The following is a 25779-nucleotide window of genomic DNA, read 5'->3' as shown; positions in this document are numbered from 1 at the left end:
CGTCGTTGAACGCGCCGTTCGCTCCGGCTGTTCCGGCGCTGCCGTTGCCACCCCGGCCGCCGTTGCCGCCGTTGCCGAACCACAGTCCGCCCGGGCTGCCGGCCTGACCCGGCGCCTTCCCGTCAGCACCGTTACCGATCAGCGGGCGTCCCGTCACCGCCGCAGCCGGGGCGTTGACCGCTCCGAGCAGAGAGTCCACCGACCAGGCGTTGAATGCCTCGGACGTGGCGTACGCCCCGGCGGCGTCGCTAAGCGCTTGCGCGAACTGGGCCCGAAACGCGTCCGCCCGGGCGCTGAGCTGCTGATATTCCCGGGCGTAGCCGGTGAACAACGACGCGATGGCCGTCGACACTTCGTCCTGGGCGGCGGCGGCCAGGCTGGTGGTCCGCGCGACCGCTGCCGAGTTCGCCGCGCCGATCGCCCGGCCGATGCCGCTCAGATCGCCGGCCGCTGCCGCCAATGACGTCGGGGCCACCACTGCAAATGACATGAAATCTCCCGCCGCGCCGATGCCTGACCTCGTCGTCAGGGTGGCCTTCGCGGACTGAGCAACAGTGGGATAAATGTGAAATCGCCAGCTAGAGGCGCAATCCTGCGGGTGAGTCCCTCGGCCGTGGCGATACGCGCACCGCCGACGCACCGGCAATCGCCTGGTCACGGGTGCGAATCGGGGCACGGCCGCACACGTGGGAAGATGTTCGGGTGTTGCGCTGGATCACTGCTGGGGAATCCCATGGCCGCGCGCTGGTGGCCATGGTCGAGGGCATGGTCGCCGGCGTCGAGGTGACGTCCACCGAAATCGCCGACGAGCTGGCCCGCCGGCGTCTGGGCTATGGCCGCGGCGCCCGGATGAAGTTCGAGCGCGACGCGGTGACCATGCTGTCCGGCGTGCGGCACGGTGTCACGCTGGGCGGGCCCATCGCGATCGAGATCGGTAACACGGAGTGGCCGAAGTGGGAGACCGTGATGGCCCCCGACCCCGTCGACCCGTCCCAGCTCGCAGACAGCGCCCGCAACGAGCCACTGACTCGCCCGCGGCCGGGACACGCCGACTACGCGGGCATGCTCAAGTACGGCTTCGACGACGCCCGTCCGGTGCTGGAGCGCGCCAGTGCCCGCGAGACCGCGGCCCGCGTCGCCGCGGGCACCGTGGCCCGGGCGTTCCTGCGCCAGGCGCTGGGCGTCGAGGTGCTCTCGCACGTCATCTCCATCGGCGCGTCAGAGCCGTACGCCGGCCCGCCGCCGCGACCCGAAGACCTGGCCGCGATCGACGCCAGCCCGGTCCGCGCGTACGACGAGGACGCTGAGAGGTCCATGATCGCCGAGATCGAGGCGGCCAAGAAGGACGGCGACACCCTCGGTGGCGTGGTCGAGGTGGTGGCATCGGGCCTGCCGGTCGGTCTGGGCTCATTCACCAGCGGCGACAACCGGCTGGACAGCCAGCTGGCGGCCGCGGTGATGGGCATCCAGGCGATCAAGGGCGTCGAGATCGGTGACGGTTTCGAAACCGCCCGCCGTCGTGGCAGCCGGGCCCACGACGAGATGTACCCGGGGCCCGACGGGGTGGTCCGCTCCACCAACCGGGCCGGTGGGCTCGAAGGCGGTATGACCAACGGCCAGCCGCTGCGGGTGCGCGCCGCGATGAAGCCGATCTCCACCGTGCCGCGGGCACTGGCCACCGTCGATATGGCCACCGGTGATGAGGCCGTCGCCATCCACCAGCGCTCGGACGTCTGCGCGGTGCCCGCGGCCGGGGTGGTCGTCGAGACCATGGTGGCGCTGGTGCTGGCCCGCGCGGCGCTGGAGAAGTTCGGCGGTGACTCGCTGGCCGAAACACGCCGCAACATCGAGTCCTACCAGCGCACGGTCGCCGAGCGGGAGGCGCCGGCCGCCCGCGCCGCCGGAGGCTAGCCGACATGGCTCCCAGGGCGGTACTCGTAGGCCTGCCGGGTTCCGGCAAATCCACCATCGGGCGTCGGCTGGCCAAGGCGCTCGGAGTCGGCCTGCTCGACACCGACGCCGCCATCGAGCAGCGGACCGGGCGCACCATCGCCGACATCTTCGCCACCGACGGCGAGCAGGAGTTCCGCCGCATCGAGGAGGAGGTGATCCGTGCGGCGCTCGAGGAGCACGACGGCGTGCTGTCGCTGGGCGGCGGCGCGGTCACCAGTCCGGGGGTGTGTGCGGCGCTGGCCGGTCACACCGTCGTCTACCTCGAGATCAGCGCCGCCGAAGGCGTGCGGCGCACCGGCGGTAACACGGTGCGGCCGCTGTTGGCCGGGCCCGACCGCGCCGAGAAGTTCCGTGAGCTGATGTCCAAACGTATTCCGCTGTACCGCCGGGTCGCGACGATCCGGGTGGACACCAACCGCCGTAACCCCGGCGCGGTGGTCCGCTACATCGTGTCGCGACTGCAAACCCAGGTAGAGGCCACCAAATGACAGACAACGCACCGGTCACCGTCGAGGTGGCCGTCGACCCGCCGTACCCCGTGGTGATCGGCACCGGGCTGCTCGACGAGCTGCTCGAGCAACTGGCCGGCCGGCACAAGGTGGCCATCCTGCATCAACCGGTGCTTGCGCACACCGCCGAAAAGATACGAACACGCTTGGCGGACAACGGGGTTGACGCACACCGCGTCGAAATACCGGACGCCGAAGCGGGTAAGGAGTTGCCGGTCGTCGGCTTCATCTGGGAAGTGTTGGGGCGCATCGGGATCGGGCGTAAGGATGCCCTGGTCAGTCTGGGCGGCGGGGCCGCCACCGATGTCGCCGGTTTCGCCGCGGCCACCTGGCTGCGCGGGGTGTCGATCGTGCACGTGCCCACCACGCTGCTCGGCATGGTCGATGCGGCCGTCGGCGGCAAGACCGGCATCAACACCGAAGCGGGCAAGAACCTGGTCGGCGCGTTTCATCAGCCGCTGGCCGTCCTGGTCGATCTCTCGACGCTGAAGACGTTGCCGCACAACGAGATCGTCGCCGGCATGGCCGAAGTGGTCAAGGCCGGGTTCATTGCCGACCCGGTGATCCTCGACCTTATCGAGGCCGACCCGCAGGCGGCGCTGGACCCCGAAGGCGAGGTGCTGCCCGAACTCGTCCGGCGGGCGATCGCCGTCAAGGCCGAGGTCGTCGCGGCCGACGAGAAGGAATCCGAGCTCCGCGAAATCCTGAACTACGGCCACACATTGGCCCACGCGATCGAACGCCGCGAGCGATACCAGTGGCGCCACGGGGCCGCGGTGTCGGTGGGGCTGGTGTTCGCGGCCGAGCTCGCGCGGCTCACCGGCCGCCTCGACGACGCGACCGCCGCCCGTCACCGCGACATTCTGACGTCGCTGGGCCTGCCGGTCAGCTATGACCCCGACGCGCTGCCGCAGCTACTGGAGTACATGGCCGGTGACAAGAAAACCCGTGCCGGTGTGTTGCGGTTCGTGGTTCTGGACGGACTGGCCAAACCCGGCCGGCTGGTGGGGCCCGACCCGGGTCTGCTGGTGACGGCCTACGCGGGAGTGTGCACGCCATGACGATCAACGTGATCAATGGACCCAACCTGGGCCGGCTCGGTAAGCGCGAGCCCGCCGTCTACGGAAGCACCACCCACGACGACCTGGTCGCCCTGATCGAAGCCGAAGCCGCCCAACTTGGCCTGAAAGTCGTTGTGCGGCAGAGTGACAGCGAGGCCGAGCTACTGGACTGGATCCACCGGGCCGCCGATGCGAGCGAGCCGGTGATCCTCAACGCCGGCGGTCTGACCCACACCTCGGTGGCCCTGCGCGACGCCTGCGCGGAGTTGAGCGCACCGCTGATCGAGGTGCACATCTCGAATGTGCATGCGCGCGAGGAGTTTCGGCACCACTCCTACCTCAGTCCGGTCGCGACCGGGGTGATCGTGGGTCTGGGGGTCCAGGGCTACCTGCTGGCCCTGCGCTACCTGGCGGCCGGGTAGCTACTTCTTGTCCGGCTTGTCGAGGTTGATGACCTCGGTCTTGGCGTCACTGTTGTCGCCGGTGCGGATCACCTCGGTCTTGTCCTCGTGACCGTGGTTGCCGGTGCGGATGACCTCAGTCTTGGCGTCGTCGCCGTGGTCGCCGGTGCGGATCGTCTCGGTGGGTGCTTCGCGTTCGCGCTCGACGGTGGCCACCGACGACGTCCGCTCCTCGGTCTGGCCGCCGGACGTCCGGATCTCGCCGGTCGGGCTGTCGTCCCCGCGCACCGCGGAGAACACGTCGGTGTCGGCGCTGCGATCGCGGTTCGGGTCATGGTCGGGCTTCTCGACCGGGGGAGCGTTGCGGTCGATGCGCCACCGCCCGATGGCCACGCCGACGATCGCGAACAGGAACACGATCAGCGCCGTGAACGCCGCGAAGGTTGTTAGCTCGTTGATCAAACCGCCGGTGTAGATGCCCTTGTAGAAGATGGCGATAATCCAGGCCACCAGCCCGCTGACCACTCCGGCCACCAAACCGCCCAGCAACCAGACCATGGCCAGGTCCTCGCGCCGGTCCGGGTCCGGGTTGGCCTTGGCGTCGGCGCGGCCGTCGAAATAACCCCACACGGCCGCACAGATGACGAAGATCGTCAGAAGCACCACGCTGATCAGCGCCGACTGGGTCTGCCACGCGTTGATCAGCGCCCCTTGAAACAGGCGAAGAACGACCATCCCGGCGGCAAAGACCAATCCACGCAGCATCCACTTGTTCATGGGCAAACAGCGTAGCGAGTACGGTCAAGGGTCGTGACACATTCCCAGCGCCGACACAACCTGAAAACCAAAATCAGTGCCGCCGGACTAGACGCGATGCTGGTCACCGACTTGATAAATGTCCGCTATCTATCCGGTTTCAGCGGGTCCAACGGCGCGTTGCTGGTGTTTGCTGACGACCGCGAGGCGGTACTGGCCACCGACGGCCGCTACCGCACCCAGGCGGCGCAGCAGTCACCTGATCTGGAGGTGGCCATCGAGCGGGCCGTGGGACGTTATCTGGCTGGCCGGGCCGGCCAGGACGGCGTCGGAAAGCTCGGGTACGAGAGCCACGTGGTCACTGTCGACGGCCTGGACGCGCTGGCCGGTGAACTCGACGGCCGCACCACCGAACTGGTGCGCGCGTCGGGGACGGTGGAGACCCTGCGAGAGATCAAAGACGCGGGTGAGCTGGCCTTGTTGCGGCTGGCCTGTGAGGCGGCCGACGCCGCGCTGACCGACCTGGTGGAACGGGGCGGTCTGCGGCCGGGCCGTACCGAGCGTGAGGTCAGTCGCGAACTGGAAGGCCTGATGCTCGACCACGGCGCCGATGCGATCTCGTTCGAGACGATCGTGGCCGCCGGCCCGAATTCGGCCATCCCGCACCACCGGCCCACCGACGCGGTGCTGGCGTCGGGCGATTTCGTCAAGATCGACTTCGGTGCGCTGGTCGCGGGCTATCACTCCGACATGACCCGCACCTTCGTGCTGGGCAACGCCGCCGATTGGCAGCTGGAGATCTACGAGCTGGTCGCCGAGGCGCAGCGAGCGGGCCGGAAGGCGCTGCACCCGGGCGTTGAGCTGCGCGACGTCGATGGCGCCGCACGCCAGCTGATCGCTGACGCGGGCTACGGCGATCACTTCGGTCACGGCCTGGGACACGGAGTCGGCCTGCAGATACACGAAGCGCCGGGCATCGGAGCGACATCGTCCGGGAAGCTGCTTGCGGGCTCGGTGGTGACCGTGGAGCCGGGCGTCTACCTACCCGGCCGTGGCGGGGTCCGCATCGAGGACACTTTGGTGGTGCCGAGCGCCATCGCGCACCACCCCGAACACGCTCCGGAACTGTTGACGCGGTTCCCGAAGGAACTGGCCATCCTGAGCTAACGATCGCAGGCCGCTAGGGCGAACTTGTTCCGCCGGCGCCGCCTGCCCCGGCGAGGCCGACGTCGCCGCCCGCCGAGCCGGACGGGTTGGGTGCCGGCTGCCCCGGCGCGCCCGGAGTGCCATGGGTGCCCGGGCAGCCGCTCGATCCGGTACCGCCGTCACCCCGTATTCGGGTTGTCGAAACTCGGGGTAGCGTGCGCAGATAACGAAGCGTTGGGCACCGGGGCGGCATCCGCCGGTACACTACTTGCGGGCTCCGTAGTGACGCTGGAGCCCGGCATCTATTACCCGGCCGCGACGGTGTCCGCGTCGAGGACACAGTGGTGGTGGTCTCGGAGACACCAGCCGCCTCGCTCAGCGCCGGACCGGAATTGTTGACCCGGTTCCCGAAGGAACTGGCCATTGTGTAGGAGATTTAAAGGACGTGGCGAGCACTGCTGACTTCAAGAACGGACTTGTCCTGGTCATAGACGGCCAGCTGTGGACCATCACCGAGTTCCAGCACGTCAAACCCGGCAAAGGCCCCGCCTTCGTGCGGACCAAGCTGAAGAACGTGCTCTCCGGCAAGGTCGTCGACAAGACCTACAACGCAGGAGTCAAGGTCGACACCGCTACCGTCGACCGGCGCGACGCCACCTACCTCTACCGCGACGGCTCGGACTTCGTCTTCATGGACAGCGAGGACTACGAGCAGCACCCGCTGCCGGAGTCACTCGTCGGCGACGCCGCCCGGTTTCTGCTGGAGGGGCTTCCGGTGCAGGTGGCGTTCCACAACGGCGCGCCGCTGTACCTCGAGTTGCCGGTGTCCGTCGAACTGGTGGTCTCCCACACCGAGCCCGGCCTGCAGGGCGACCGGTCCAGCGCGGGCACCAAGCCGGCCACTGTGGAGACCGGCGCGGAGATTCAGGTGCCGTTGTTCATCAACACCGGCGACAAGCTCAAGGTGGACACCCGCGACGGCAGCTACCTGGGGCGGGTCAACACCTGAACATGCCGGATGACAAAGCGAGCAATGAGCGGCCGTCCCGGCCATCCCGCCCCACGCGCCCGTTCAAGGGTCGGCACCTGGCCCGCAAAGGCGCGGTGGAACTGCTGTTCGAGGCGGAGGCTCGCGGCCTGAGCCAAGTCGAGATGGTCGAGATGCGCACGGCGCTGGCGCAGTCCAACCCGGACGTGAGCCCGCTGCTTCCGTACGCGGCAGTGGTGGCGCGCGGTGTCGCCGAGCACGCGGCCCACGTCGACGAGCTGATCACCTCGCATCTGCAGTCCTGGAACCTGGACCGCCTGCCCGCGGTGGATCGCGCGATTCTGCGGGTCGCGGTATGGGAGCTGCTGTACGCCGACGACGTGCCGGAGCCGGTCGCCGTCGACGAGGCCGTGGAACTGGCCAAGGAACTTTCCACCGACGATTCGCCGGGCTTCATCAACGGCGTGCTGGGCCAGGTCATGCTGGTGACGCCACAGATCCGCGCGGCCGCCCGAGCCGTGCAAGGAGGTGCCTCGTGACCCGGCTGGAACTGCGTGTCGTCCTGGCGGTCCTGGCGGCGGTCACGGTCGTCGTGGGAGCGGTCATCAGTGCCGCATTCGACTGGACCATCCTCGCCTCGGTGCTGGCGATCTTCGGCCTGGGCGTGGGTGCCGCGGTCTACCACACGGTCGAGCGCCTGATCCTGGCCCGCCGCATCAGTACCGTGCGTACCGCTGCCAAGCCGCTGCAGCCGCTGCTGCCGGTGATGGCGGCCATCATGGGTCTGACCCAGGGTGTGGTGCGTTCACTCGGCGACGTCACCGATCTGCCCGGTCGCCGCTTCGAACTGCCGCAGCTTCCGTTGTTCAAGTGGATGGAAAACCCGCTGAGCAAAGGCAATCGACAGATCATCGACAGCGACGACGAGTTGGACGGCTGATCACCCCGCTGAACCAGGGCCGTCAAAATTCCGGATCGAAATGATCGCGCTTTGCGCGCGGGCGCGACACAATGGCCGTTGGTTACCAACGGAAAGCGGTCGACGGTGAAGTCAATGAAGGGCCCGGGCGTGCTGGCCTGCGCCGGGACGGCGCTGGCGGTTCTGACCCCGGCCACCGCGCACGCCGACGGCTTCGACTTCTTCCAGACACCGTCGGGCAACATCGCCTGTGCGATGGGATTGTTGGACGGTTCGACACTGGTCGACTGCGAGATCAGCGACCACACCTGGGCGGCGCCGGCGCGCCCGACTCCGTGCATGGGGGCCTTCGGGGATCGGATCAGCATGCGTCAGGGGAGTGCGCCCAGGCTGACCTGCCACAGCGATACCGTCCGGGGGACCGGCTACCCGGTTCTGCAGTACGGCCAGTCCCGCTCCCGCAACTCGGTAACCTGCGAAAGCGAGCAATCCGGTATCACCTGTACCGACAGCGGTACGGGCCACTACTTCCGATTTTCCGGTTCCAACTTTCCCGCGATACCTACGAGCTGCACTGACGCTCAAGAACAGGTGACGACATGAATCGAGACAGTGCCCCCAAGCGACGGCTTCGCGTCTCCGCCCTTGCGGCGGTGGCCAATCCGTCGTACACGCGCGTCGACACCTGGAACCTGCTAGACGACGCCTGCCGCCACCTGGCCGAGGTCGACCTGGCCGGTCTGGACAAGACCCACGATCTGGCGAAGGTGAAGCGGTTGATGGACCGGATCGGCGCCTACGAGCGGTACTGGCTATATCCCGGCGCCGCGAACCTGGCCACCTTCCGGGCGCACCTGGAAAGCCTGTCCACGGTGCGCCTCGCCGAAGAGGTGTCGCTGGCTGTGCGACTGCTCTCCGAATACGGCGACCGCACAGCATTATTCGATCTTTCGGCACCCCTGGCCGACCAGGAACTGGTGGCGCAGGCCAAGCAGCAGCAGTTCTACACCGTGCTGCTGGCCGATGACGCGCCGTGCACGGCACCGGACTGCCTGGCCGACGCGCTGCGCCAACTGCGTAACGCCGCGGAAGACATCCAATTCGAGATCCTGCTGGCCCCCAGTGTGGAGGACGCGATCACAGCGGTCGCGTTGAACGGGGAGATCCAGGCCGCCATCGTCCGCCACGACCTGCCGCTGCGTTCGCGGGACCGGGTGCCGCTGATGAACACCCTGCTCGGCTGCAATGAAGACACCGGGGTGTCCGATCGGTCGCACGACTGGATCGAGTGCGGCGAGTGGATTCGCGAACTGCGGCCCCACATCGATCTCTACCTGCTCACCGACGAGTCGATCGCGGCCGGCGGCGACGACGAACCCGACGTCTACGACCGCACCTTCTACCGGCTCAACGACGTCACCGATCTGCACAGCACCGTGATCGCGGGGCTCCGGAATCGTTTCTCCACACCATTTTTCGACGCTCTTCGCGCCTACGCGGCGGCGCCGGTGGGCCAGTTCCACGCGCTTCCCGTCGCCCGCGGCGCCAGCATCTTCAACTCGAAGTCCTTGCAGGACATGGGCGAGTTTTACGGCCGCAACATCTTCATGGCCGAAACATCCACCACTTCAGGCGGTTTGGATTCGTTGCTGGATCCGCACGGCAACATCAAGAAGGCGATGGACAAGGCCGCGGTCACCTGGAACGCCAACCACACCTACTTCGTCACCAACGGAACCTCCACCGCCAACAAGATCGTCGTGCAGTCGTTGACCCGCCCGGGTGACATCGTGCTCATCGACCGCAACTGCCACAAATCCCACCACTACGGCCTGGTGCTGGCCGGGGCGTACCCCCGCTACCTGGAGTCCTACGCGCTGCCGCAGTTCGCCATTTACGGGGCGGTGCCGCTGAGCACCATCAAGAAGGCGCTGCTGGATCTCGAGGCGGCCGGGCACCTGGACAAGGTGCGCATGCTGCTGCTCACCAACTGCATCTTCGACGGTGTCGTGTACAACCCCCGGCGGGTGATGGAAGAGGTGTTGGCGATCAAACCCGACATCGTCTTCCTTTGGGACGAGGCCTGGTATGCGTTCGCGACCGCCGTGCCGTGGGCCCGGCAGCGCACCGCGATGGTGTCGGCCGAGCGGCTCGAGCAGATGCTCGCGTCACCGGAATACGCTGAGGAATACCGCAATTGGAAAGCCTCGATGGAAGGGGTGCCGCGCGAGGAGTGGGTGGACCGCCGGCTGCTGCCCGACCCCGCCAAGGCCCGGGTGCGGGTGTACGCGACCCACTCCACCCACAAGTCGCTGTCCGCGTTCCGGCAGGCCTCGATGATCCATGTGCGCGATCAGGACTTCAACGCCCTGGCCCGCGACGCGTTCGGCGAGGCGTTCCTGACGCACACCTCCACGTCGCCGAACCAGCAACTGCTGGCGTCGCTGGACCTGGCGCGCCGGCAGGTCGACATCGAGGGCTTCCAACTGGTGCGGCAAACCTACGACATGGCGCTGGTATTCCGGCACCGGGTTCGCAAGGACCGCCTGATCAGCAAGTGGTTCCGCATCCTCGACGAGGCCGACCTGGTGCCCGAGGAGTACCGGGCATCGCACGTCAGCTCCTACCGTGAAGTCAGGCAGGGCGCACTCGACGAGTGGAACGAGGCCTGGCGGTCGGATCAGTTCGTCCTCGACCCGACGCGGGTGACGCTGTTCCTCGGCAAGACCGGGATGAACGGGTACGACTTCCGCGAAAAGATCCTGATGGACCGCTTCGGCATTCAGATCAACAAGACCTCGATCAACAGTGTGCTGCTCATCTTCACCATCGGCGTCACCTGGTCGAGCGTTCACCATCTGCTCGACGTGCTGCGCCGGGTGGCAACGGACTTCGATCGCACCCAGGCCGCAGCCAGTGCCGCTGACTGGAAACTGCACGAGCGCCGGGTCGAGGAGATCACCGAGGACCTGCCGCACCTGCCCGACTTCAGCCAGTTCGACGTGGCGTTCCGGCCCGACGAAGGCAGCGTGTACGGCGACACCCGCTCGGCCTTCTACGCCGGGTATGAGGAGAAGGACCGCGAGTACGTGCTGATCGGCACCGCGGGGCGACGTATTGCCGAGGGAAAGACGTTGGTTTCCACCACATTCGTGGTGCCCTATCCGCCGGGCTTCCCGGTGCTGGTGCCAGGGCAGGTGGTGTCCAAGGAGATCGTGTACTTCCTGGCTCAGCTCGACGTCAAGGAGATCCACGGCTACAACCACGAGCTGGGCCTGTCGGTGTTCACCCAGGAGGCGCTGAGTCGGATGGAGGCCGCCCGTGCCGCGGTCACCCAAGCCGCCAAGGTGTCCGGCAACGGGTCGTCGGAACCGGCCCGGGCGCCCGAAGCGCCGATGTTGGCCAGCGAGCACTCGGTCCAGGTGAACTGACGTTCGGCGCGTTGACCGAGGCGGTAATTGTGCTGGCTGGTGAGGGCCCTCCTGACAGTCTCGGCGCATCAGGTTCGGCTCACCAGGATCGAAAGGCCGGACGCTCGACTGTGGTGGCGTAATGGTCCGGTGACGCCGAGGTTTGGGCTGGTCGCCACCGGACCCGGCCTGGCGCAATGGTCTCGCGCGCTCGGCACCCGTCATCGCGGTCCCTCGGCAGCCCCCTGACCTGCATTAGCGTGACGGCGTGGCCGAAGCAGTGCCGATCCAGGGAGCCCGGGCCGACCGGGCGCGCCGCACCGCCGACGTGTTGCGTCAGCAGATCCACGCCGGTGCCTACGCCGACGGCTTGCCCGCGGAGAACGTGTTGGCCGCGGAATTCCTGGTGTCGCGCAACACCATTCGGGAGGCGCTCGCGGTGCTGAAGAACGAGGGGCTGATCGACCGCGGACCCAGGGTCGGCACCCACGTGGCGCAGCGCAAGTACGAGCACGGCCTCAACACCCTGGCGGGGCTCAAGGAAACCTTCAAGAACCAGGGCGAAGTACGCAACGAGATACGGGCGGGGATGCTGGTGGCCGCGCCCCCCTCGGTCGCCCGCCGGCTCCGGCTGAGGGCAGGTGAACACGCGGTGTTCATCGAGCGGCTGCGGTATCTCGGTAACCTGCCGCTCAGCCTCGACTTGACCTATCTCGTCCCCGACATCGGCACCCAGATCCTGGGGCACCCGCTGGAAGACAACGACCTGTTCGCGCTCATCGAGCGGGTGAGCGGACAGAAGCTGGGCTCTGCGTCGTTGGCGCTGGAGGCCATTCCCGCCGACGCGCACTCGGCGGCCACGCTGCAAATGCCTGACGGTGCACCGCTGTTGATGCTGGAGCGGCTCACCAGCCTCGACGACGGCAGGCCCGTCGACCTGGAATACATCCGCATGCGCGGTGATCGAATCACCATGCGCGGCAGTCTCATTAGGAGCAAACCGTGACGCTGGTCAACAACATCCGGGCCGACGTGCCGGTCACGGTAGACGAGTCGCTGTGTATCGACGGCTGCACTCTGTGCGTGGAGGTGTGCCCGCTGGACGCGCTGGCGATCAACCCCGACACGGGCAAGGCGTTCATGCATGTCGACGAATGCTGGTACTGCGGACCCTGCGCGGCGCGCTGCCCGACCGGCGCAGTCACCGTGAACATGCCCTATCTGCTGCGCTGACCTCAGGACCAGCCGTGAAAAGACCCGCCACTCGTCTGGTGTCGGTCGTGATGACCGTCGCCGCGATCACCTCCGGGTGCTCGCTGGAATCGCTCGCCGAATCTTCGGGTGTGGTCAGCCTCGTTGTCGGCTACCAGTCGAAAACCATCAATACCGTCACCGCCGGCACGCTGCTGCGCGCCCAGGGCTACCTCGAGCGCCGACTGTCGGATATCACCTCCCGCACCGGTACCAGGTACGCGGTCCGCTGGCAGGACTACGACACCGGCGCGCCGATCACCGCGCAGATGCTGGCCGAGAAGATCGACATCGGGTCGATGGGGGACTACCCCCTACTGATCAACGGCTCCAAAACGCAACCGAACCCGCTGGCGCGCACCGAGATGGTGTCGGTCACCGGCTACAGCCCCAAGGGCGCGTTGAACATGGTTGTGGTGAGCCCGGATTCACCGGCCACCACGCTCGCCGAGTTGGCCGGGGCCAAGGTGTCGGCCAGCGTCGGGTCCGCGGGACACGGCACCCTGGTACGCGCACTGGACAAGGCGGGGGTGGCGGGGGTCGATGTGCTCAACCAGCAACCGCAAGTCGGTGCCTCGGCGCTGGAATCCGGCCAGGTACAGGCACTTTCACAGTTCGTCGCTTGGCCAGGGCTGTTGGTGTACCAGAACAAGGGCAGATTGCTCTACGACGGCGCCGAATTGAACGTGCCCACGCTGCACGGTGTGGTGGTGCGGCGTTCGTATGCCGGCAACCACCCGGAGGTGCTGGCCGCGTTCTTGCAGGCTCAACTGGACGCCACCGACTTTCTCAACGCCAAGCCACTGGAAGCGGCGCGCATCGTCGCCGGCGCCAGCGGGTTGCCGACCGAGGTCGTCTACCTCTACAACGGCCCGGGCGGCACATCCTTCGACACCACATTGAAGCCGTCGCTGGTGGACGCGCTGGAAAGTGATGTGCCGTACCTGAAGTCGATCGGTGACTTCGCCGACCTCGACATCGGCGGATTCGTCCGGGACGAACCACTGCGCGCGGTATTCGGGGCCCGCGGACTGCAATACGACGCGGCGCGGGCGCGCACGACGAACCCGTCGGCCCTGGCCGGCGACCCCGCGCTGGCCAGCGAGTTGTGGCTGGACGGAACGGATGCCACGCAGGCGATTGCCACTCCCACCGTGTTACTGCAGGCGATCAGGGCGGCGACGGCCCGCGGCGCCAAGGTTCGCGCAGCCTACGTACCGGACACCGAACTGGGCACCCGGTGGTTCGCCGACAAGGCGGTCTGGGTCCGCGAGGGGGGCGACTACCGCCCGTTCGGCACCGTGGCCGGAGCGCGCCGTTACGCGGCAGCGCACCCGGGCGCCGTGACGGTGAGTTATCAACAAGCACTTGGAGGTTCGCTATGACGGCCGAGTTGACGGACCGGATAACCGGGTCCGTTCCGGTCCCCGCCCCGGTCGCGCCGCGGCGAACCCCCTCCCGGTGGCGCTCGCGCCTGCTGCGGTTGGCGTCGGTCATCGCCGCGATCGGGCTCTGGCAGCTACTCACCGCCGGCAAGGTGCGGTTCTGGTTGCGGTTCGACACCCTGCCGACCGTCACCGAGATCGCGCACGCGCTGACGCGTCGGCTGGGTGCCTACGAGTACTGGCTGGATCTGGCGCAGTCAGTGTTGCGCATCCTGACCGGCTTCGGGCTGGCCGCCGCGGCCGGTGTCGCCACCGGCGTGCTGCTGGCCCGGTCACGCACGTTGGCCGATGTATTCGGCCCGCTGACCGAACTGGCCCGGCCGATCCCCGCGATCGCGGTCGTGCCGGTGGCCATCCTGCTGTTCCCGACCGACGAGGCCGGCATCGTGTTCATCACCTTCCTGGCCGCCTACTTCCCGATCATGGTCAGCACCCGGCACGCCGTACGGGCACTGCCCACGCTGTGGGAGGACTCGGTCCGCACCCTGGGTGGCGGCCGCCGGGAGGTGCTGACCCGGGTGGTGCTGCCGGGGATCCTGCCGGGTGTCTTCGGCGGCCTGTCGGTCGGCATGGGAGTGGCCTGGATCTGCGTGATCTCCGCCGAGATGATCTCGGGTCGGCTCGGCGTCGGGTACCGCACCTGGCAGAACTACACCGTGCTGGCCTATCCGCAGGTTTTCGTCGGAATCATCACGATCGGCGTGCTGGGGTTCGCGACATCTGCGGCGGTGGAATTGGTGGGCCGCCGGGTCACCCGGTGGCTGCCACGAGGGGAGGAGACCAAAAAATGACGGAGGGCATGAGTCTGGAGCTGGACCGGGTCCGGTTGTCCTACAACGGTGTTCCGGTGATCGACGGCCTGAGCCTGACTGTGCGCCCGGGGGAGATCCTGGTGCTCACCGGTCCGTCCGGTTGCGGAAAGTCGACGGTGCTGCGCGCGCTGGCCGGACTGCTTGCACCTGACGACGGACGGGTAGTGGCCGACGGCACGATAGTCACGGGCACCTCCGGCGATCGCGGAATGGTGTTCCAGGACAACGCCCTGCTGCCGTGGCGTTCGGTCCGCTCCAACATCGAGCTGGCGTTGCGGCTGCGTGGTGAGCCGCGTGCCGCCAGGCGTACCCAGGCTCAGCGCTGGATCTCCGAGGTCGGTCTCAGCGGGTTCGGTGACTATTTGCCCAAGAGCCTGTCCGGCGGCATGCGGCAACGGGTGCAGTTGGCCCGCGGCCTGGCCGGGGCGCCGCGGGCGGTCATGATGGACGAGCCGTTCGGAGCGCTGGACACCCAAACCCGCTCTGCCATGCAGCGGTTGCTCATCGACACCTGGCGGGCCCACCCGACGACCGTCGTGTTCGTCACCCATGATGTCGACGAGGCGTTGACGCTCGGGGACCGGGTCGCCGTGTTGGGCCACGCCGGCCGCCCGCTGCGCGCGCTGCTCGACGTGCCGGAGCCGCGAACCGTTCGGCCGCGCCCGGAGCTGCGCGCGGAAATCATTGCCGCGCTCGATTATTCGGTGGCGGCATGATGCAGATGCCCGCTGTCGAACCACAACTCCGGCTGGACTGCGACGTGCTGGTCATCGGCGGCGGCACCGCGGGCACCATGGCGGCGCTCACCGCCGCCGAGCACGGTGCGCAAGTGCTGCTGCTGGAAAAGGCGCACGTACGGCATTCCGGCGCACTGGCGATGGGCATGGACGGGGTGAACAATGCTGTGATTCCCGGCAAGGCCGAGCCGGAGGATTACGTCGCCGAGATCACCCGCGCCAACGACGGAATCGTCAACCAGCGCACCATCTATCAGACGGCTACCCGTGGGTTCGCAATGGTGCAGCGACTCGAGCGTTACGGCGTCAAGTTCGAGAAAGACGAGCATGGCGAGTACGCGGTGCGCCGGGTACATCGCTCGGGCTCCTACGTGCTGCCGATGCCGGAGGGCAAGGACGTCAAGAAAGCGCTCTACCGGGTGCTGCGGCAACGCTCGATGCGCGAGAAGATCCGGATCGAGAACCGCCTGATGCCGGTGCGGGTGCTGACGGAGGCCGGCCGGGCGGTGGGTGCGGCCGCGTTACACACCCGCACCGGAGAATTCGTCGCGATCGGTGCCAAGACGGTGATCCTGGCGACGGGAGCGTGCGGACGACTCGGCCTGCCGGCGTCGGGGTACCTGTACGGCACCTACGAGAACCCGACCAACGCCGGCGATGGCTATTCGATGGCTTACCACGCCGGCGCTGAGTTGTCGGGAATCGAGTGCTTCCAGGTCAATCCGCTGATCAAGGACTACAACGGCCCGGCGTGCGCGTATGTGGCCAATCCGTTCGGCGGTTACCAGGTCAACGCCCTCGGCGAGCGGTTCGTCGACTCCGACTACTGGTCGGGACAGATGATGGCCGAGGTCAAGAGCGAGATCGACTCGGCCCGGGGGCCCATCTACCTCAAGGTGTCCCACCTGCCCGACGAGACGCTCACGGCGCTGGAAAACATCCTGCACAGCACCGAGCGGCCCACCCGGGGTACCTTCCACGCCAACCGCGGCCACGACTACCGCACCCACGACATCGAGATGCACATCTCCGAAATCGGCTTGTGCAGTGGACATTCCGCATCCGGCGTCTGGGTGGACGAACACGCCCGCACCACCGTGCCGGGCCTGTATGCGGCGGGCGACCTGGCCTGCGTCCCACACAACTACATGATCGGCGCATTCGTCTTCGGTGATCTCGCCGGCGCCCACGCCGCCACCCACGCTGCGGAAGTCAAGGCACCGCAACAACTTCCGGAGAAACAGTTGCGCGAGGCGCACGAGCTCATCTACCGGCCGCTGCGCCATCCGGACGGCCCGCCGCAGCCGCAGGTGGAGTACAAGTTGCGGCGCTTCGTCAACGACTACGTGGCACCCCCGAAGTCCGCGACCAAGTTGTCGATCGCGGTGCGCACCTTCGAAAGGATGCGGGACGAAATCGCACTCATGGGTGCCGGCACACCGCACGAGCTGATGCGCGCGGTCGAGGTGTCGTTCATCCGCGACTGCGCGGAGATGGCCGCCCGGTCCTCGCTCACCCGGACCGAATCTCGCTGGGGCCTCTACCACGACCGTGCCGACCTACCGGCCCGCGACGACGCCGATTGGGGCTACCACCTCAACCTGCGCAAGGATCCCGGCGGAGACATGGTGTTTCTCAAGCGCCCGGTGGCTCCCTACTTCGTGTCGGTACCGGAGTTCGACGGACTGCCACCGACGGATCAAGGGGTGCGGGAGGTGACTCAACCGCCACTGATCGGAGGCCAGGCGCCACCCACGGCCCGGTCCCGGATCGTCCCCGTCGCCGCCGCCGATCCGCCGTCGCCGCGGATTGCCGAGGTGCTGGCCTTGGCCGAGCCGACCATCGCCGAGCTCTCGCACTTCCTGGCGGACTCCGATGCCGGAGTGCGGCGCACTGCCGTGGCAACCCTCACCGAACACATTCCCGACGGTTATGCGCCGGCCCTGCTGGCGGCGCTGAACGACACTGATGCCTCGGTTCGCCGCACCGCGGCCGAAGGAGTCCGCGAGCTCGTCGAAGTTTTGCCGGACCCCGCCGGCGCCCGCCCGTATCTGGAGTCTCCCGACTCGGTGGTGCGGGCGGCCGCACTGTCGCTGCTGGCCGCGCGCCGAGTGGGGGAGCCGGCGCAGTTCCGTGGGGCGCTCGACGACGCCGACCACCGGGTGCGTATCGAGGCGGTACGTGCGCTGGTGTCCGTCGACGACGTGGCCGGAGTGGTTGCCGCCACCGCCGACGAGAACCGCGAGGTTCGCATCGCGGCGGCGGCCGGCTTGGCCACCCTGGGTGACGGTACGCACGCGGTCGGTGCGCTGATCAAGGACCCGGACCCCCTGGTGCGCGCGGCGGCACTGACGGCTCTGGCCCAATTAGGTTGCAGCACAGCGGAAATGACTTCCGTCGAGGAGGCGCTGCGGGCGCCGGCCTGGCAGGTGCGGGAGGGCGCGGCTCGCGCGCTGGCCGGTGCCCCGTCCGACTTCGCGGTACCGCGATTGACCGAGGCACTGGGCGATGCGCACCTCGACGTACGCAAGGCCGCGGTGCTGAGCCTGGCCCGGCTGCCCGGCGAACCCGCCATTCGCGACGCGCTCGGATTAGCGCTGAAAGACAACGACGCCGACGTGCGGGCCTACGCGCGGCGCGCGCTGGAGCGGGTGTGACGGCGGCTGCGCAGACTCAGCGCGTGATCCTGGCGTAGATCAGGCTGTCGTGCGGTTCGGTACCCATCGTCGGGTACACCGCGTGCCGGCGCAGCCGGCCTTCCAGCGAGAACCCGGTGCGCTGCAGCAGCCGCGCTGATCGCGAGTTATCGACGTGGCAGGTCGCCCAGACCCGGAACACGGCGGGGTCGGCGGCCAACTCGTCCACCACCAACTTGAGTGCCTCGGACATGTAGCCCATGTCCCACCAGTTCCGGCCCAGGCAATAGCCGATCTCGACGGAATGGCTGACCGGACGACGGCAGCTGATCAGCCCGACGATGTCGCCGGTGCGGCGCAACGAGATCACCCAGTTCCGGTCGTTCTTCGTCGAGATGAGCTGCTCGATGAGCACCCGACGGGTCTCCACCGCATCCGGGTGGGCGGTCCAGAGCAGAAACCGGGTGACTTCGGGATCGCCGGACACGCTTTCGAAGATCTCGGCGGCGTCCTCGACGACCGCCGGCCGCAGGTGCAGCCGGGGTCCGTCGAGGTGCGTCGGCGGCCGCTCGTAGGAGTAGCCGCTCACGACAGCCCGAGTGCGCGGTAGGTGTGGCGGACGAAGTTGGGCTGTGCGGTCCGCAGCCGCGCCAGGACCGGGTTGCCCGCGACCGCCGCCGCCGCGTTCGCGGTCAGGTCGGGGCAGTACTGGATGAGGTACATGAGAATCAAATCTGCGCTCGGGTCGGCCTGCCACCACGTCCCGTACGCGCCGGGCCAACCGAACGTCCCGACGCCGCCGGGACCGAACAGGGGCGTGGCCCTGGCGGGATCGGTTACGACCGACAGGTTCAGCCCGAATCCCCGGCCCACCCAGAAGGGCGAGCCGAGAAAGTTGTGCCGCTTGTGTTCGTCGGTCAGCCGGTCGGTCCGCATCTGGCGCACCGACTCCGGGGACAGCACCCGGACACCGTCGACCGAGCCGTCGCCCAGCAGCATTCGCGCAAACCGCAGGTAGTCGTCGGCCGTCGACCACAATCCGCCCCCGGCATTGCAGAACGACGGCGGCTTGACGTGCGGCGGACCCATCACGTCGTGCCGCAACTGGTCGTGCTCGTCGTGCCTGTACATCGTCGCCGCCCGCGGTCGCGCCGCCGGCGTGACGAAGAACCCGGTGTCCGGCATGCCGACCGGGCCCAGCACCCGATCGTCGAAGACCTCATAGAGCGGCTTGCCGTCGATGCGGGACGCGATCACTCCCAGCACGTCGATGGAGTGGCTGTAGGTCATCTTCTCGCCGGGCTGGTGCACGAGCGGGAGCGCGGCCAGCTCGGACAGCCACACGTCCGAACCCTGGTTGAACGGCAGCCGCAGGTACGCCCGCGCGATCGGTCCGGTCACTGAGAAGCCGTAGGCCAGGCCGCTGGTGTGGGTCAGCAGATCTTCGATCAGGATGGCGCGCCGGGCGGGATGGGTGCGGTCCAGCGGGCCGTGCGGGTCGTCGAGCACCCGCACCTCCGCGAGCTCCGGAACCCATCGGGCGATCGGGTCGCTCAGCGCGAGCTTGCCCTCGTCGACCATGCTCATGATCGCCGCCACGGTCACCGGCTTGGTCATGGACGCGATACGGAACAGCGTGTCCCGTCCCATCGGCAGCTTCGCCTCGACGTCGCGGTACCCGATCTCGTTGACCTGCAACAGTTCTCCGCGCTGCCAGACGACGGTGACCGCTCCCGACAGCAGCCCGGCGTCGCAGACCTCGCGGATGGTCGCCTGATTGCCGTCGAGATTCACCGGCATGAGGTTAGCCCCTCGAAGTAATTGGCGCACACGTGGGATCACCTTCGCCGCATCGATGAAATCTGTGTGAACTCCGCAAAGATCAGCGAGGCCCGAAGCGGCGCCTCAGGTCCGGCGACAGTTACTTACGCGAATCTGTTTGCAGCGCATCGGCCCCGTGTTACTGTCGCGCTCTCCGGCAAAAGCTATCTGGGGAACGTGCTGAGGGGCAGTGGCCTGCGGTTGACCGCAACGTCGTTGCTGGTGAACCAGGGTGCGGGTGTGCAGTCACCGAGATCCGCGACCATTGGGCGTGGACCCGACAGCGGGGCCTCGTTCAAACCATACGACGAAGGTAGCGACTCGCTGCTCATCACCACCGGTTGGATAACTCAGCAAAGGCTGGCCATGAATGGCTTGATGTCACAAGCGCAAATCTCCCACCGACGTGTCTCCCGTCGACCCTCGACTCCGGTTATTGCGATCGTGTTCGCAGCAGCCCTCGTCGCGGCGATCGCCGGATGCGGACACAAATCCTCAACCGCGACCTCCCAGACTTCGGGTTCATCGGGAACCTCTGCTGCGACGTCGTCCGGGGCCACGTCCGGAACATCCGGAACATCCGCGGCCCCGTCGCCGGAAGCGCAGCAACTCGTCACGGACGCCTCCAAGGCGACCACCGCGCTGCACTCACTTCACGTCAACCTGCAGACCACCAACATCACCACCCTGCCCATGGAAATGGTCAACGCTGACGTCACCAACCAGCCGGAGGGCAACGGCCAGGCCGTCGGTGACGCCATGATCAGGCTGCAGCCCAAGACCCCGGCGGTACCCAAGCAGTTCATCGTCACCAACAAGACGATGTACACGAAGAACGAGGCCGGTGCTTACACCTCGGTGGGGCCGGCGGACAAGATCTACGACCCGGGTGTCGTCCTGGACAAGGAAAAGGGCCTCGGCGCGGTGATCGGCAAGGTCTCCAACCCGCAGTCCGGTGGCAGCGAGACGATTGACGGCGTGGCCACCACCAAGGTGACGGGCACCATCGACCCCGCGATCATCGACCCGCTGGTGCCGCAGATCGGCAAGGACGCGAAGGGCCCACTGCCGGTGACCTTGTACATCGCCGACGTGAAGGCGCCGGGCGCGCCGGGAACGCCGCCGAGCGCATACCTGGTCCGGATGGTGATTGACAAGGACCAGGGCCACGTCACCATCACGCTGTCCAATTGGGGAGCCCCGGTAACCATCCCGAACCCCGCCGGGTAACAGGTTCCGGGCCACAACAAGTGAACTCCGGATCGAGGACCGGCCCGACAGTGCGGCACGCCGATGGCGTCCGTACCGCGGGTCGGTTCTCGTCCGTGGTTCTCGATCGGCGGCGACGGGGGCGGCCTGCTGACGGCACGGGGGATTCCGGACACACCCAGGTCGGGTGAGTGTGTCTGGCGTGGCGGTGTTTCCGTGAGCCGCACGTCCTTTGAGAATCCGCCGAGAATCCTTTGAGGCCGCGCTCTAACTATTGGGGCCAGCTCGCCGGAAAAGCCGGCGTGCAGCCGATTTCACCCCAACAGATTCGCAGGAGCACGAATGACCAACGACCTTCCTGATGTTCAGGAGCGTGGCCCGAGTCCACACCTGGGGCCGCCGCCGGGTGGGCCTCCCGTGCTCCCGGATGTGTGGGTGTACAACGGGCGGGCCTACGACCTCAGTGATTGGATATCCAAGCACCCTGGTGGCGCCTTCTTCATCGGTCGCACCAAAAACCGTGACATCACCGCGATTATCGCCTCCTACCACCGCGACCCGGCCGTCGTGGAGCGGATCCTGGAGCGCAAGTACGCATTGGGCCGCGACGCGACTCCGCGCGATATCCACCCCAAGCACAACGCGCCGCCGTTCCTGTTCAAGGACGACTTCAACAGCTGGCGCGACACCCCGAAATACCGCTTCGACGACCGAGAAGACCTGATGCACCGGGTCAAGGCGCGACTGACCGAGCCCGCGCTGGCCGCCCGGATCAAGTGGATGGACCGCCTGTTCAACATCGTGGTCGCTCTGCTGGCGGTCGCCTATTTCGCCGTCCAGGGCGTGCGACTGGTCCAGCCGGCGTGGATGCCGCTGTGGGCGTTCGTGATTGCGATGGTCCTGCTGCGCAGCTCGCTGGTCGGGTACGGCCACTACGCACTGCACCGCGCCCAACGGGGCCTGAACCGGGTGTTTGCCAACACCTTCGACTTGAACTACATCGCGCTGGCGTTGGTGGTCGCCGACGGGCATACGCTGCTGCACCACCCGTACACCCAGAGCGACGTGGACATCAAGAAGAACGTGTTCACCATGATGATGCGGCTACCTCGGTTGTATCGCGTTCCGGTGCACACCCTGCACAAGTTCGGCCACCTGGTGACCGGCATGGCTATCCGGATCGCCGACGTGTGGAACATGACGCGCAAGGTCGGTGTGGAGGAAGGATACGGAAGCTGGCGTAACGCGCTGCCGCACTTTCTCGGTTCATCGGGGGTGCGCCTGCTGCTGGTGACGGAGATGGTGGTCTTCCTGGCGGCCGGCGACTTCTGGGCCTGGGCCCTGCAATTCGTGGCGACCTTGTGGGTCAGCACGTTTCTGGTGGTGGCCAGCCACGAGTTCGAGGACGAGGACACCGATGAGGTGGCCGGCCAGGACTGGGGTGTCGATCAGGTCGAGCACGCCAACGATCTGATGGTCGTCGGGAACCGGTACGTCGACTGCTTCCTGTCGGCCGGGCTCAGTTCGCACCGCGTCCATCACGTACTGCCGTTCCAGCGCAGCGGATTCGCCAACATCGTCACCGAGGACGTGCTGCGCGAAGAAGCGGCCAAGTCCGGCGTCGAGTGGTTACCGGCCAAGAGTTTCCTCACCAACCGGTTGCCCAAGCTGTGCCGCACCTATCTGCTGTCGCCGTCGCGTGTCGCCCGGGAGAACCAGTGGGGCGTGTTGCGCGAGCATCTCTCGCCGGCTGCCTGGAAAGAGAGCGCCCACTACGTCGCTGCCGGTTTCGTCGGAATCGGGTCGGTATGAGCACCGCAGCCGAGAGCGGCATCGTGTCGCCACCCGCAGCGCAGTCCGCGATCGATCTGGCCCAGCTGCCGCCCGCGCCACCGACGACGGTGGCGGTCATCGAGGCCATCGCGACCGGCGGACCGCAGCGTGAGGTGGGGCAGACTTCGGCCGCCGCTCATGTCGCCGGGCTCTTCGCCGATCCCGAACAGCGGGAACGGATTCCGCGGCTGTACCAGAAGACGCGGATTGACAGCCGCCGGATGGCGGTCGACCCGCTCGATCCAGAGTTCGACGCGTTCCGGCGCAGTCCCGGAACCATCCGGGAGCGGATGGACCTGTTCTTCGACCACGCGGTGCCGATTGCGGTCGACACGGCAAGGCGCGCCCTGGCCGGACTGCCCTACCAGACAGACGAGATCGGGCTGCTGGTGTTCGTCACCAGCACGGGGTTCGTCGCGCCGGGAGTGGATGTCGCGGTCGTCAAGGAACTGGGGTTGTCCCGCTCGGTGTCGCGGGTCGTGATCAACTTCATGGGATGCGCGGCCGCGATGAACGCGATCCGTACCGCCGCGACGTATGTGCGCGCTCACCCGAGCATGAAGGCTTTGGTGGTGTGCATCGAATTATGTTCGGTCAACGCGGTTTTCGCCGATGACATCAACGACGTCGTGATCCACAGCCTGTTCGGTGACGGCTGCGGGGCGCTGGTGATCGGCGCCAGCCAGGTGCAGCAACCGCTGCCGGCGGCCAGTGTGGTGATTCGCAGCAGCTTCAGCCGGCTGCTCGATGATGCCGGCGACGGCATCGTGCTCGGTGTCAATCACAACGGCATCACCTGTGAGCTGTCCGAGAACCTGCCGGACTACATCTACCGCGGCGTCGAACCGGTGATCGCGGAGGTGTTGCGGGACAACGGCTTAGCGAAAGCAGATATCGATCTGTGGGCCGTCCATCCGGGCGGGCCCAAAATCATCGAGCAGTCCGTGCGATCGCTGGGTATCTCCGCCGACTGTGCCGCGCAGAGTTGGGAGGTGCTGGCCCGGTTCGGCAACATGCTGAGCGTGTCACTGATCTTCGTGCTGGAAATGATGGTGCGGCAGGCGGAATCGGCCAAACCGATCTCGACGGGCATAGCTTTCGCCTTCGCGCCGGGCGTCACCGTCGAGGGCATCCTCTTCGACATCATCCGGCGGTGAGTGAGATGACCCGTGTGTTGTATCGCTCGCTGATGAGCGACAACCTGCGCTGGGACGCACTGCGATTGCGTGAGGGTGACATCATCATCTCCACGCCGTCGAAATGCGGGATGACCTGGATGCAGCGGCTGGTGTCCCTGCTGGTTTTCGACGGGCCGGCCCTGCCGGGGCCGCTGTCGACCGTGTCGCCCTGGTTCGACCAGACCATCCGGCCGCTCGACGAGGTCGTCGCTGTTCTCGAGGCGCAGACCCATCGCCGGTTCATGAAGACGCACACTCCGCTGGACGGCCTGGTGCTCGACGAGCGGGTGACGTACATCTGCGTGGGACGGGATCCGCGGGATGCGGCGGTGTCGATGTTGTTCCAGACCGCCAACATGGACCGGGACCGGATGCGGGCGCTGCACGACGCCGCCGTACCGGTCCGGCACCGGCACGGCCCGCCGGGACCCGAACCCCTGCACGAACCTGCCGAGCGCGGTCCGATGGAGGAGTTTCGGGACTGGATGGAGGGTCCGGCGCACCCGCCCCCAGGGGTCGGGTTCGCGCCACCCAGGGGGATCGGCACGCTCGCGAACATTCTCGACCAGTTCGGCAAGACCTGGGAGCGTCGGCAGCTACCCAACGTCGCGCTGTTCCACTACGCCGACCTGCAACAAGACCTGGTCGGTGAGTTGATCCGGCTCGGCGCGGTCCTGGGGTACGACGTCAGCCGGGACCGGGCGCAGGAGTTGGCCGGGGACGCGTCGCTGGATGCGATGCGCTCGCGCGCCGCGGACGTAGCGCCGAACACCACCGACGGCATCTGGCACAGCAACGAGAGGTTCTTCCGGAGCGGGGGCTGCGGGGAGTGGCAGCACTATTTCGGCCCGGCCGAGTACCGGCGCTACAACGACCGGATCAATCAATTGGCGCCACCGGACCTGCTCGCGTGGGCACATGAAGGTCGGCGGGGATGGGACCCGCGCCGCTAGTCTCGCCGCAGTGCGCGCACGTACCAGAACGTCATCTCGACATCGGTGCCGTCCATCTCACGGTTCAGCGTGACCTGATCGGCCGAGTCGATGTCCCACCCGGCCCCGCCGAGCACGTCGTGCAGCGTCTGCTCGGACACTGACGGGCGCGGCCAGTCGTCGCTGGGCTGGTTGGTATCGGAGAAGCAGCTGATCAGCAAGGTGGCGCCCGCCCTGGTGGCGCGATGCACCGCTGCGGCGTAGCTGCGCTTTCCGTCGTCGTCCAGGCAGTGGAACATTGCGGAGTCGATGACGGTGTCGAACCGATCGGAGTAACCGTCGAGTCTTGTCGAGTCGGCCGCCGCGAATGTGATGTCGACGCCGGCGTCGTGGGCGCGGCGTTCGGCGGTGATCAGCGCCGTCGGGGCGATGTCCAGCCCCGTGACGTGATAGCCCTGCTGAGCCAGGTAGATCGCGTTGTCACCGAGCCCGCAGCCGATGTCGAGCACGTCGCCGTGCACCCATCCGGCGTTGTGCCAGGCGACGACGTTCTCCTTGGGCGCCTTGGTATCCCACGGCGGAGTGTGCACCGGAGGAAGGCCTTCGCCGGGGCTTTCGCCGCGGTAGAGGGCGTCGAAATCGATGTGCGGGGAGGAACTGGAAGAACTCATTTCCGCCAGGGTAGGCCGGTAGCGTGAACAGACGCCCGGCCGAGACGATCGACTGTGCGCTGCGCGCCTCCAGTGTGCGGGGGCTGCGGCATTTCGCGCCGGAAGCCACCG

Annotated in this window: 25 protein-coding genes and 1 pseudogene; 21 read left to right on the top strand and 5 right to left on the bottom strand. The window is 67.3% G+C overall.

Annotated elements, in window-relative coordinates:
- On the bottom strand, positions 1-490 hold a 490-nt coding region (locus AO501_RS21350; RefSeq protein ID WP_156452711.1), incomplete at its 3' end, for a PE family protein.
- Positions 491-702: 212 nt separating this feature from the next.
- On the opposite strand from AO501_RS21350, the gene aroC reads away from it, so the two are divergent.
- Genes aroC through aroQ form a run of 4 tightly spaced genes read left to right on the top strand, consistent with a single transcriptional unit; the run spans position 703 to position 3945 of the window.
- Complete coding sequence (gene aroC, locus AO501_RS21345; protein ID WP_055579587.1) at positions 703-1911, top strand: chorismate synthase; 1209 nt, start codon at positions 703-705, stop codon at positions 1909-1911.
- A 5-nt stretch (positions 1912-1916) separates the two neighbouring features.
- Positions 1917-2441, top strand: a complete 525-nt coding sequence (locus AO501_RS21340; RefSeq protein ID WP_055579586.1) for a shikimate kinase — start codon at positions 1917-1919, stop codon at positions 2439-2441.
- Positions 2438-3523 (top strand): 3-dehydroquinate synthase, encoded by a 1086-nt coding sequence (gene aroB, locus AO501_RS21335; protein ID WP_055579585.1) that lies wholly within the window; start codon positions 2438-2440, stop codon positions 3521-3523. The genes AO501_RS21340 and aroB overlap by 4 nt, the downstream gene beginning before the upstream one ends.
- Positions 3520-3945: a type II 3-dehydroquinate dehydratase gene (gene aroQ, locus AO501_RS21330; protein ID WP_055579584.1), complete on the top strand. Its 426-nt coding sequence runs from the start codon at positions 3520-3522 to the stop codon at positions 3943-3945. Before aroB ends, aroQ begins: the two co-directional genes overlap by 4 nt.
- Here the strand turns inward: aroQ and AO501_RS21325 are convergent, their stop codons facing one another.
- Entirely contained in the window at positions 3946-4701 is a 756-nt protein-coding gene (locus tag AO501_RS21325) for a B-4DMT family transporter (protein ID WP_055579583.1), read from the bottom strand.
- A 33-nt stretch (positions 4702-4734) separates the two neighbouring features.
- Between AO501_RS21325 and AO501_RS21320 the strand changes: the two genes are divergently transcribed.
- The 13 genes and pseudogenes from AO501_RS21320 (at position 4735) to AO501_RS21265 (ending at position 18045) form a co-directional block, all read left to right on the top strand.
- Positions 4735-5847, top strand: a complete 1113-nt coding sequence (locus tag AO501_RS21320) for a M24 family metallopeptidase (protein ID WP_055579582.1) — start codon at positions 4735-4737, stop codon at positions 5845-5847.
- 186 nt (positions 5848-6033) lie between these two features.
- A pseudogene (locus AO501_RS39580) lies at positions 6034-6257 on the top strand (M24 family metallopeptidase); the annotation flags it as partial.
- Positions 6258-6271: 14 nt separating this feature from the next.
- Positions 6272-6835 carry an elongation factor P gene (gene efp / locus AO501_RS21315; RefSeq protein ID WP_055579581.1) on the top strand — a complete coding sequence of 188 codons (564 nt, stop codon included), beginning with the start codon at positions 6272-6274 and terminating at the stop codon, positions 6833-6835.
- 2 nt (positions 6836-6837) lie between these two features.
- Complete coding sequence (gene nusB, locus AO501_RS21310; RefSeq protein WP_055579580.1) at positions 6838-7353, top strand: transcription antitermination factor NusB; 516 nt, start codon at positions 6838-6840, stop codon at positions 7351-7353.
- Entirely contained in the window at positions 7350-7754 is a 405-nt protein-coding gene (locus AO501_RS21305) for a hypothetical protein (protein WP_055579579.1), read from the top strand. The genes nusB and AO501_RS21305 overlap by 4 nt, the downstream gene beginning before the upstream one ends.
- 114 nt (positions 7755-7868) lie before the next feature.
- Positions 7869-8336, top strand: a complete 468-nt coding sequence (locus AO501_RS21300; protein WP_055579578.1) for a DUF6636 domain-containing protein — start codon at positions 7869-7871, stop codon at positions 8334-8336.
- Positions 8333-11164 carry an aminotransferase class I/II-fold pyridoxal phosphate-dependent enzyme gene (locus tag AO501_RS21295; RefSeq protein ID WP_055579577.1) on the top strand — a complete coding sequence of 944 codons (2832 nt, stop codon included), beginning with the start codon at positions 8333-8335 and terminating at the stop codon, positions 11162-11164. Before AO501_RS21300 ends, AO501_RS21295 begins: the two co-directional genes overlap by 4 nt.
- A 247-nt stretch (positions 11165-11411) precedes the next feature.
- A complete protein-coding gene (locus AO501_RS21290; RefSeq protein WP_055579576.1) occupies positions 11412-12149 on the top strand; it encodes a GntR family transcriptional regulator in 738 nt (245 codons plus the stop codon).
- Positions 12146-12376, top strand: a complete 231-nt coding sequence (locus tag AO501_RS21285) for a 4Fe-4S dicluster domain-containing protein (protein WP_055579575.1) — start codon at positions 12146-12148, stop codon at positions 12374-12376. The genes AO501_RS21290 and AO501_RS21285 overlap by 4 nt, the downstream gene beginning before the upstream one ends.
- A gap of 50 nt (positions 12377-12426) precedes the next feature.
- Positions 12427-13779: an ABC transporter substrate-binding protein gene (locus tag AO501_RS21280; RefSeq protein ID WP_371935014.1), complete on the top strand. Its 1353-nt coding sequence runs from the start codon at positions 12427-12429 to the stop codon at positions 13777-13779.
- Positions 13776-14630 carry an ABC transporter permease gene (locus tag AO501_RS21275; protein WP_055579573.1) on the top strand — a complete coding sequence of 285 codons (855 nt, stop codon included), beginning with the start codon at positions 13776-13778 and terminating at the stop codon, positions 14628-14630. The genes AO501_RS21280 and AO501_RS21275 overlap by 4 nt, the downstream gene beginning before the upstream one ends.
- Complete coding sequence (locus tag AO501_RS21270) at positions 14627-15367, top strand: ABC transporter ATP-binding protein (protein WP_055579572.1); 741 nt, start codon at positions 14627-14629, stop codon at positions 15365-15367. The genes AO501_RS21275 and AO501_RS21270 overlap by 4 nt, the downstream gene beginning before the upstream one ends.
- Positions 15364-18045 carry a fumarate reductase/succinate dehydrogenase flavoprotein subunit gene (locus AO501_RS21265; protein ID WP_156452708.1) on the top strand — a complete coding sequence of 894 codons (2682 nt, stop codon included), beginning with the start codon at positions 15364-15366 and terminating at the stop codon, positions 18043-18045. The genes AO501_RS21270 and AO501_RS21265 overlap by 4 nt, the downstream gene beginning before the upstream one ends.
- Before the next feature lie 16 nt (positions 18046-18061).
- Here the strand turns inward: AO501_RS21265 and AO501_RS21260 are convergent, their stop codons facing one another.
- Together AO501_RS21260 and AO501_RS21255 are read right to left on the bottom strand one after the other, a co-directional pair.
- A complete protein-coding gene (locus AO501_RS21260; protein WP_055579570.1) occupies positions 18062-18613 on the bottom strand; it encodes a GNAT family N-acetyltransferase in 552 nt (183 codons plus the stop codon).
- The gene (locus tag AO501_RS21255) at positions 18610-19818 is read right to left on the bottom strand and encodes a serine hydrolase domain-containing protein (RefSeq protein WP_055579614.1); all 1209 of its coding nucleotides are present in this window, start codon (positions 19816-19818) and stop codon (positions 18610-18612) included. Before AO501_RS21255 ends, AO501_RS21260 begins: the two co-directional genes overlap by 4 nt.
- 393 nt (positions 19819-20211) lie before the next feature.
- Here AO501_RS21255 and AO501_RS21250 point away from each other — a divergent pair, with 393 nt between their 5' ends.
- The 4 genes from AO501_RS21250 to AO501_RS21235 all read left to right on the top strand — a co-directional run bounded on the left by AO501_RS21250 (position 20212) and on the right by AO501_RS21235 (position 25018).
- Positions 20212-21075: an LppX_LprAFG lipoprotein gene (locus tag AO501_RS21250; RefSeq protein WP_055579613.1), complete on the top strand. Its 864-nt coding sequence runs from the start codon at positions 20212-20214 to the stop codon at positions 21073-21075.
- A 321-nt stretch (positions 21076-21396) separates the two neighbouring features.
- Positions 21397-22866 (top strand): fatty acid desaturase, encoded by a 1470-nt coding sequence (locus AO501_RS21245; RefSeq protein WP_082658756.1) that lies wholly within the window; start codon positions 21397-21399, stop codon positions 22864-22866.
- Entirely contained in the window at positions 22863-24044 is a 1182-nt protein-coding gene (locus tag AO501_RS21240; RefSeq protein WP_055579568.1) for a type III polyketide synthase, read from the top strand. Before AO501_RS21245 ends, AO501_RS21240 begins: the two co-directional genes overlap by 4 nt.
- A gap of 5 nt (positions 24045-24049) precedes the next feature.
- A complete protein-coding gene (locus AO501_RS21235; protein WP_055579612.1) occupies positions 24050-25018 on the top strand; it encodes a sulfotransferase domain-containing protein in 969 nt (322 codons plus the stop codon).
- On the opposite strand, the gene AO501_RS21230 is transcribed toward AO501_RS21235, so the two are convergent.
- Positions 25015-25668, bottom strand: a complete 654-nt coding sequence (locus tag AO501_RS21230; RefSeq protein WP_055579567.1) for a class I SAM-dependent methyltransferase — start codon at positions 25666-25668, stop codon at positions 25015-25017. The two genes, AO501_RS21235 and AO501_RS21230, sit on opposite strands and share 4 nt — an antisense overlap.
- Between the last annotated feature and the right edge of the window lie 111 nt (positions 25669-25779).

It is taken from the genome of Mycobacterium gordonae (genome assembly GCF_001417955.2).
In the GTDB taxonomy this organism is placed as follows: Bacteria; Actinomycetota; Actinomycetes; order Mycobacteriales; family Mycobacteriaceae; genus Mycobacterium; species Mycobacterium gordonae_B.
Note: the sequence above shows the minus strand (reverse complement) of the source record. Positions and strands in the feature narration are given on the sequence as shown.

What these genes read in the sequence shown, in the direction of transcription:
- AO501_RS21235 (WP_055579612.1), top strand. Translation starts at nt 24,050, where the DNA reads ATGACCCGTGTGTTGTATCGCTCGCTGATGAGCGACAACCTGCGCTGG.
- nusB (WP_055579580.1), top strand. Translation starts at nt 6,838, where the DNA reads ATGCCGGATGACAAAGCGAGCAATGAGCGGCCGTCCCGGCCATCCCGC.
- AO501_RS21300 (WP_055579578.1), top strand. Translation starts at nt 7,869, where the DNA reads ATGAAGGGCCCGGGCGTGCTGGCCTGCGCCGGGACGGCGCTGGCGGTT.
- aroB (WP_055579585.1), top strand. Translation starts at nt 2,438, where the DNA reads ATGACAGACAACGCACCGGTCACCGTCGAGGTGGCCGTCGACCCGCCG.
- AO501_RS21325 (WP_055579583.1), bottom strand. Translation starts at nt 4,701, where the DNA reads ATGAACAAGTGGATGCTGCGTGGATTGGTCTTTGCCGCCGGGATGGTC.
- AO501_RS21245 (WP_082658756.1), top strand. Translation starts at nt 21,397, where the DNA reads ATGACCAACGACCTTCCTGATGTTCAGGAGCGTGGCCCGAGTCCACAC.
- aroQ (WP_055579584.1), top strand. Translation starts at nt 3,520, where the DNA reads ATGACGATCAACGTGATCAATGGACCCAACCTGGGCCGGCTCGGTAAG.
- AO501_RS21340 (WP_055579586.1), top strand. Translation starts at nt 1,917, where the DNA reads ATGGCTCCCAGGGCGGTACTCGTAGGCCTGCCGGGTTCCGGCAAATCC.
- AO501_RS21295 (WP_055579577.1), top strand. Translation starts at nt 8,333, where the DNA reads ATGAATCGAGACAGTGCCCCCAAGCGACGGCTTCGCGTCTCCGCCCTT.
- AO501_RS21275 (WP_055579573.1), top strand. Translation starts at nt 13,776, where the DNA reads ATGACGGCCGAGTTGACGGACCGGATAACCGGGTCCGTTCCGGTCCCC.
- AO501_RS21265 (WP_156452708.1), top strand. Translation starts at nt 15,364, where the DNA reads ATGATGCAGATGCCCGCTGTCGAACCACAACTCCGGCTGGACTGCGAC.
- AO501_RS21230 (WP_055579567.1), bottom strand. Translation starts at nt 25,668, where the DNA reads ATGAGTTCTTCCAGTTCCTCCCCGCACATCGATTTCGACGCCCTCTAC.
- AO501_RS21280 (WP_371935014.1), top strand. Translation starts at nt 12,427, where the DNA reads ATGACCGTCGCCGCGATCACCTCCGGGTGCTCGCTGGAATCGCTCGCC.
- AO501_RS21250 (WP_055579613.1), top strand. Translation starts at nt 20,212, where the DNA reads ATGAATGGCTTGATGTCACAAGCGCAAATCTCCCACCGACGTGTCTCC.
- AO501_RS21240 (WP_055579568.1), top strand. Translation starts at nt 22,863, where the DNA reads ATGAGCACCGCAGCCGAGAGCGGCATCGTGTCGCCACCCGCAGCGCAG.
- AO501_RS21270 (WP_055579572.1), top strand. Translation starts at nt 14,627, where the DNA reads ATGACGGAGGGCATGAGTCTGGAGCTGGACCGGGTCCGGTTGTCCTAC.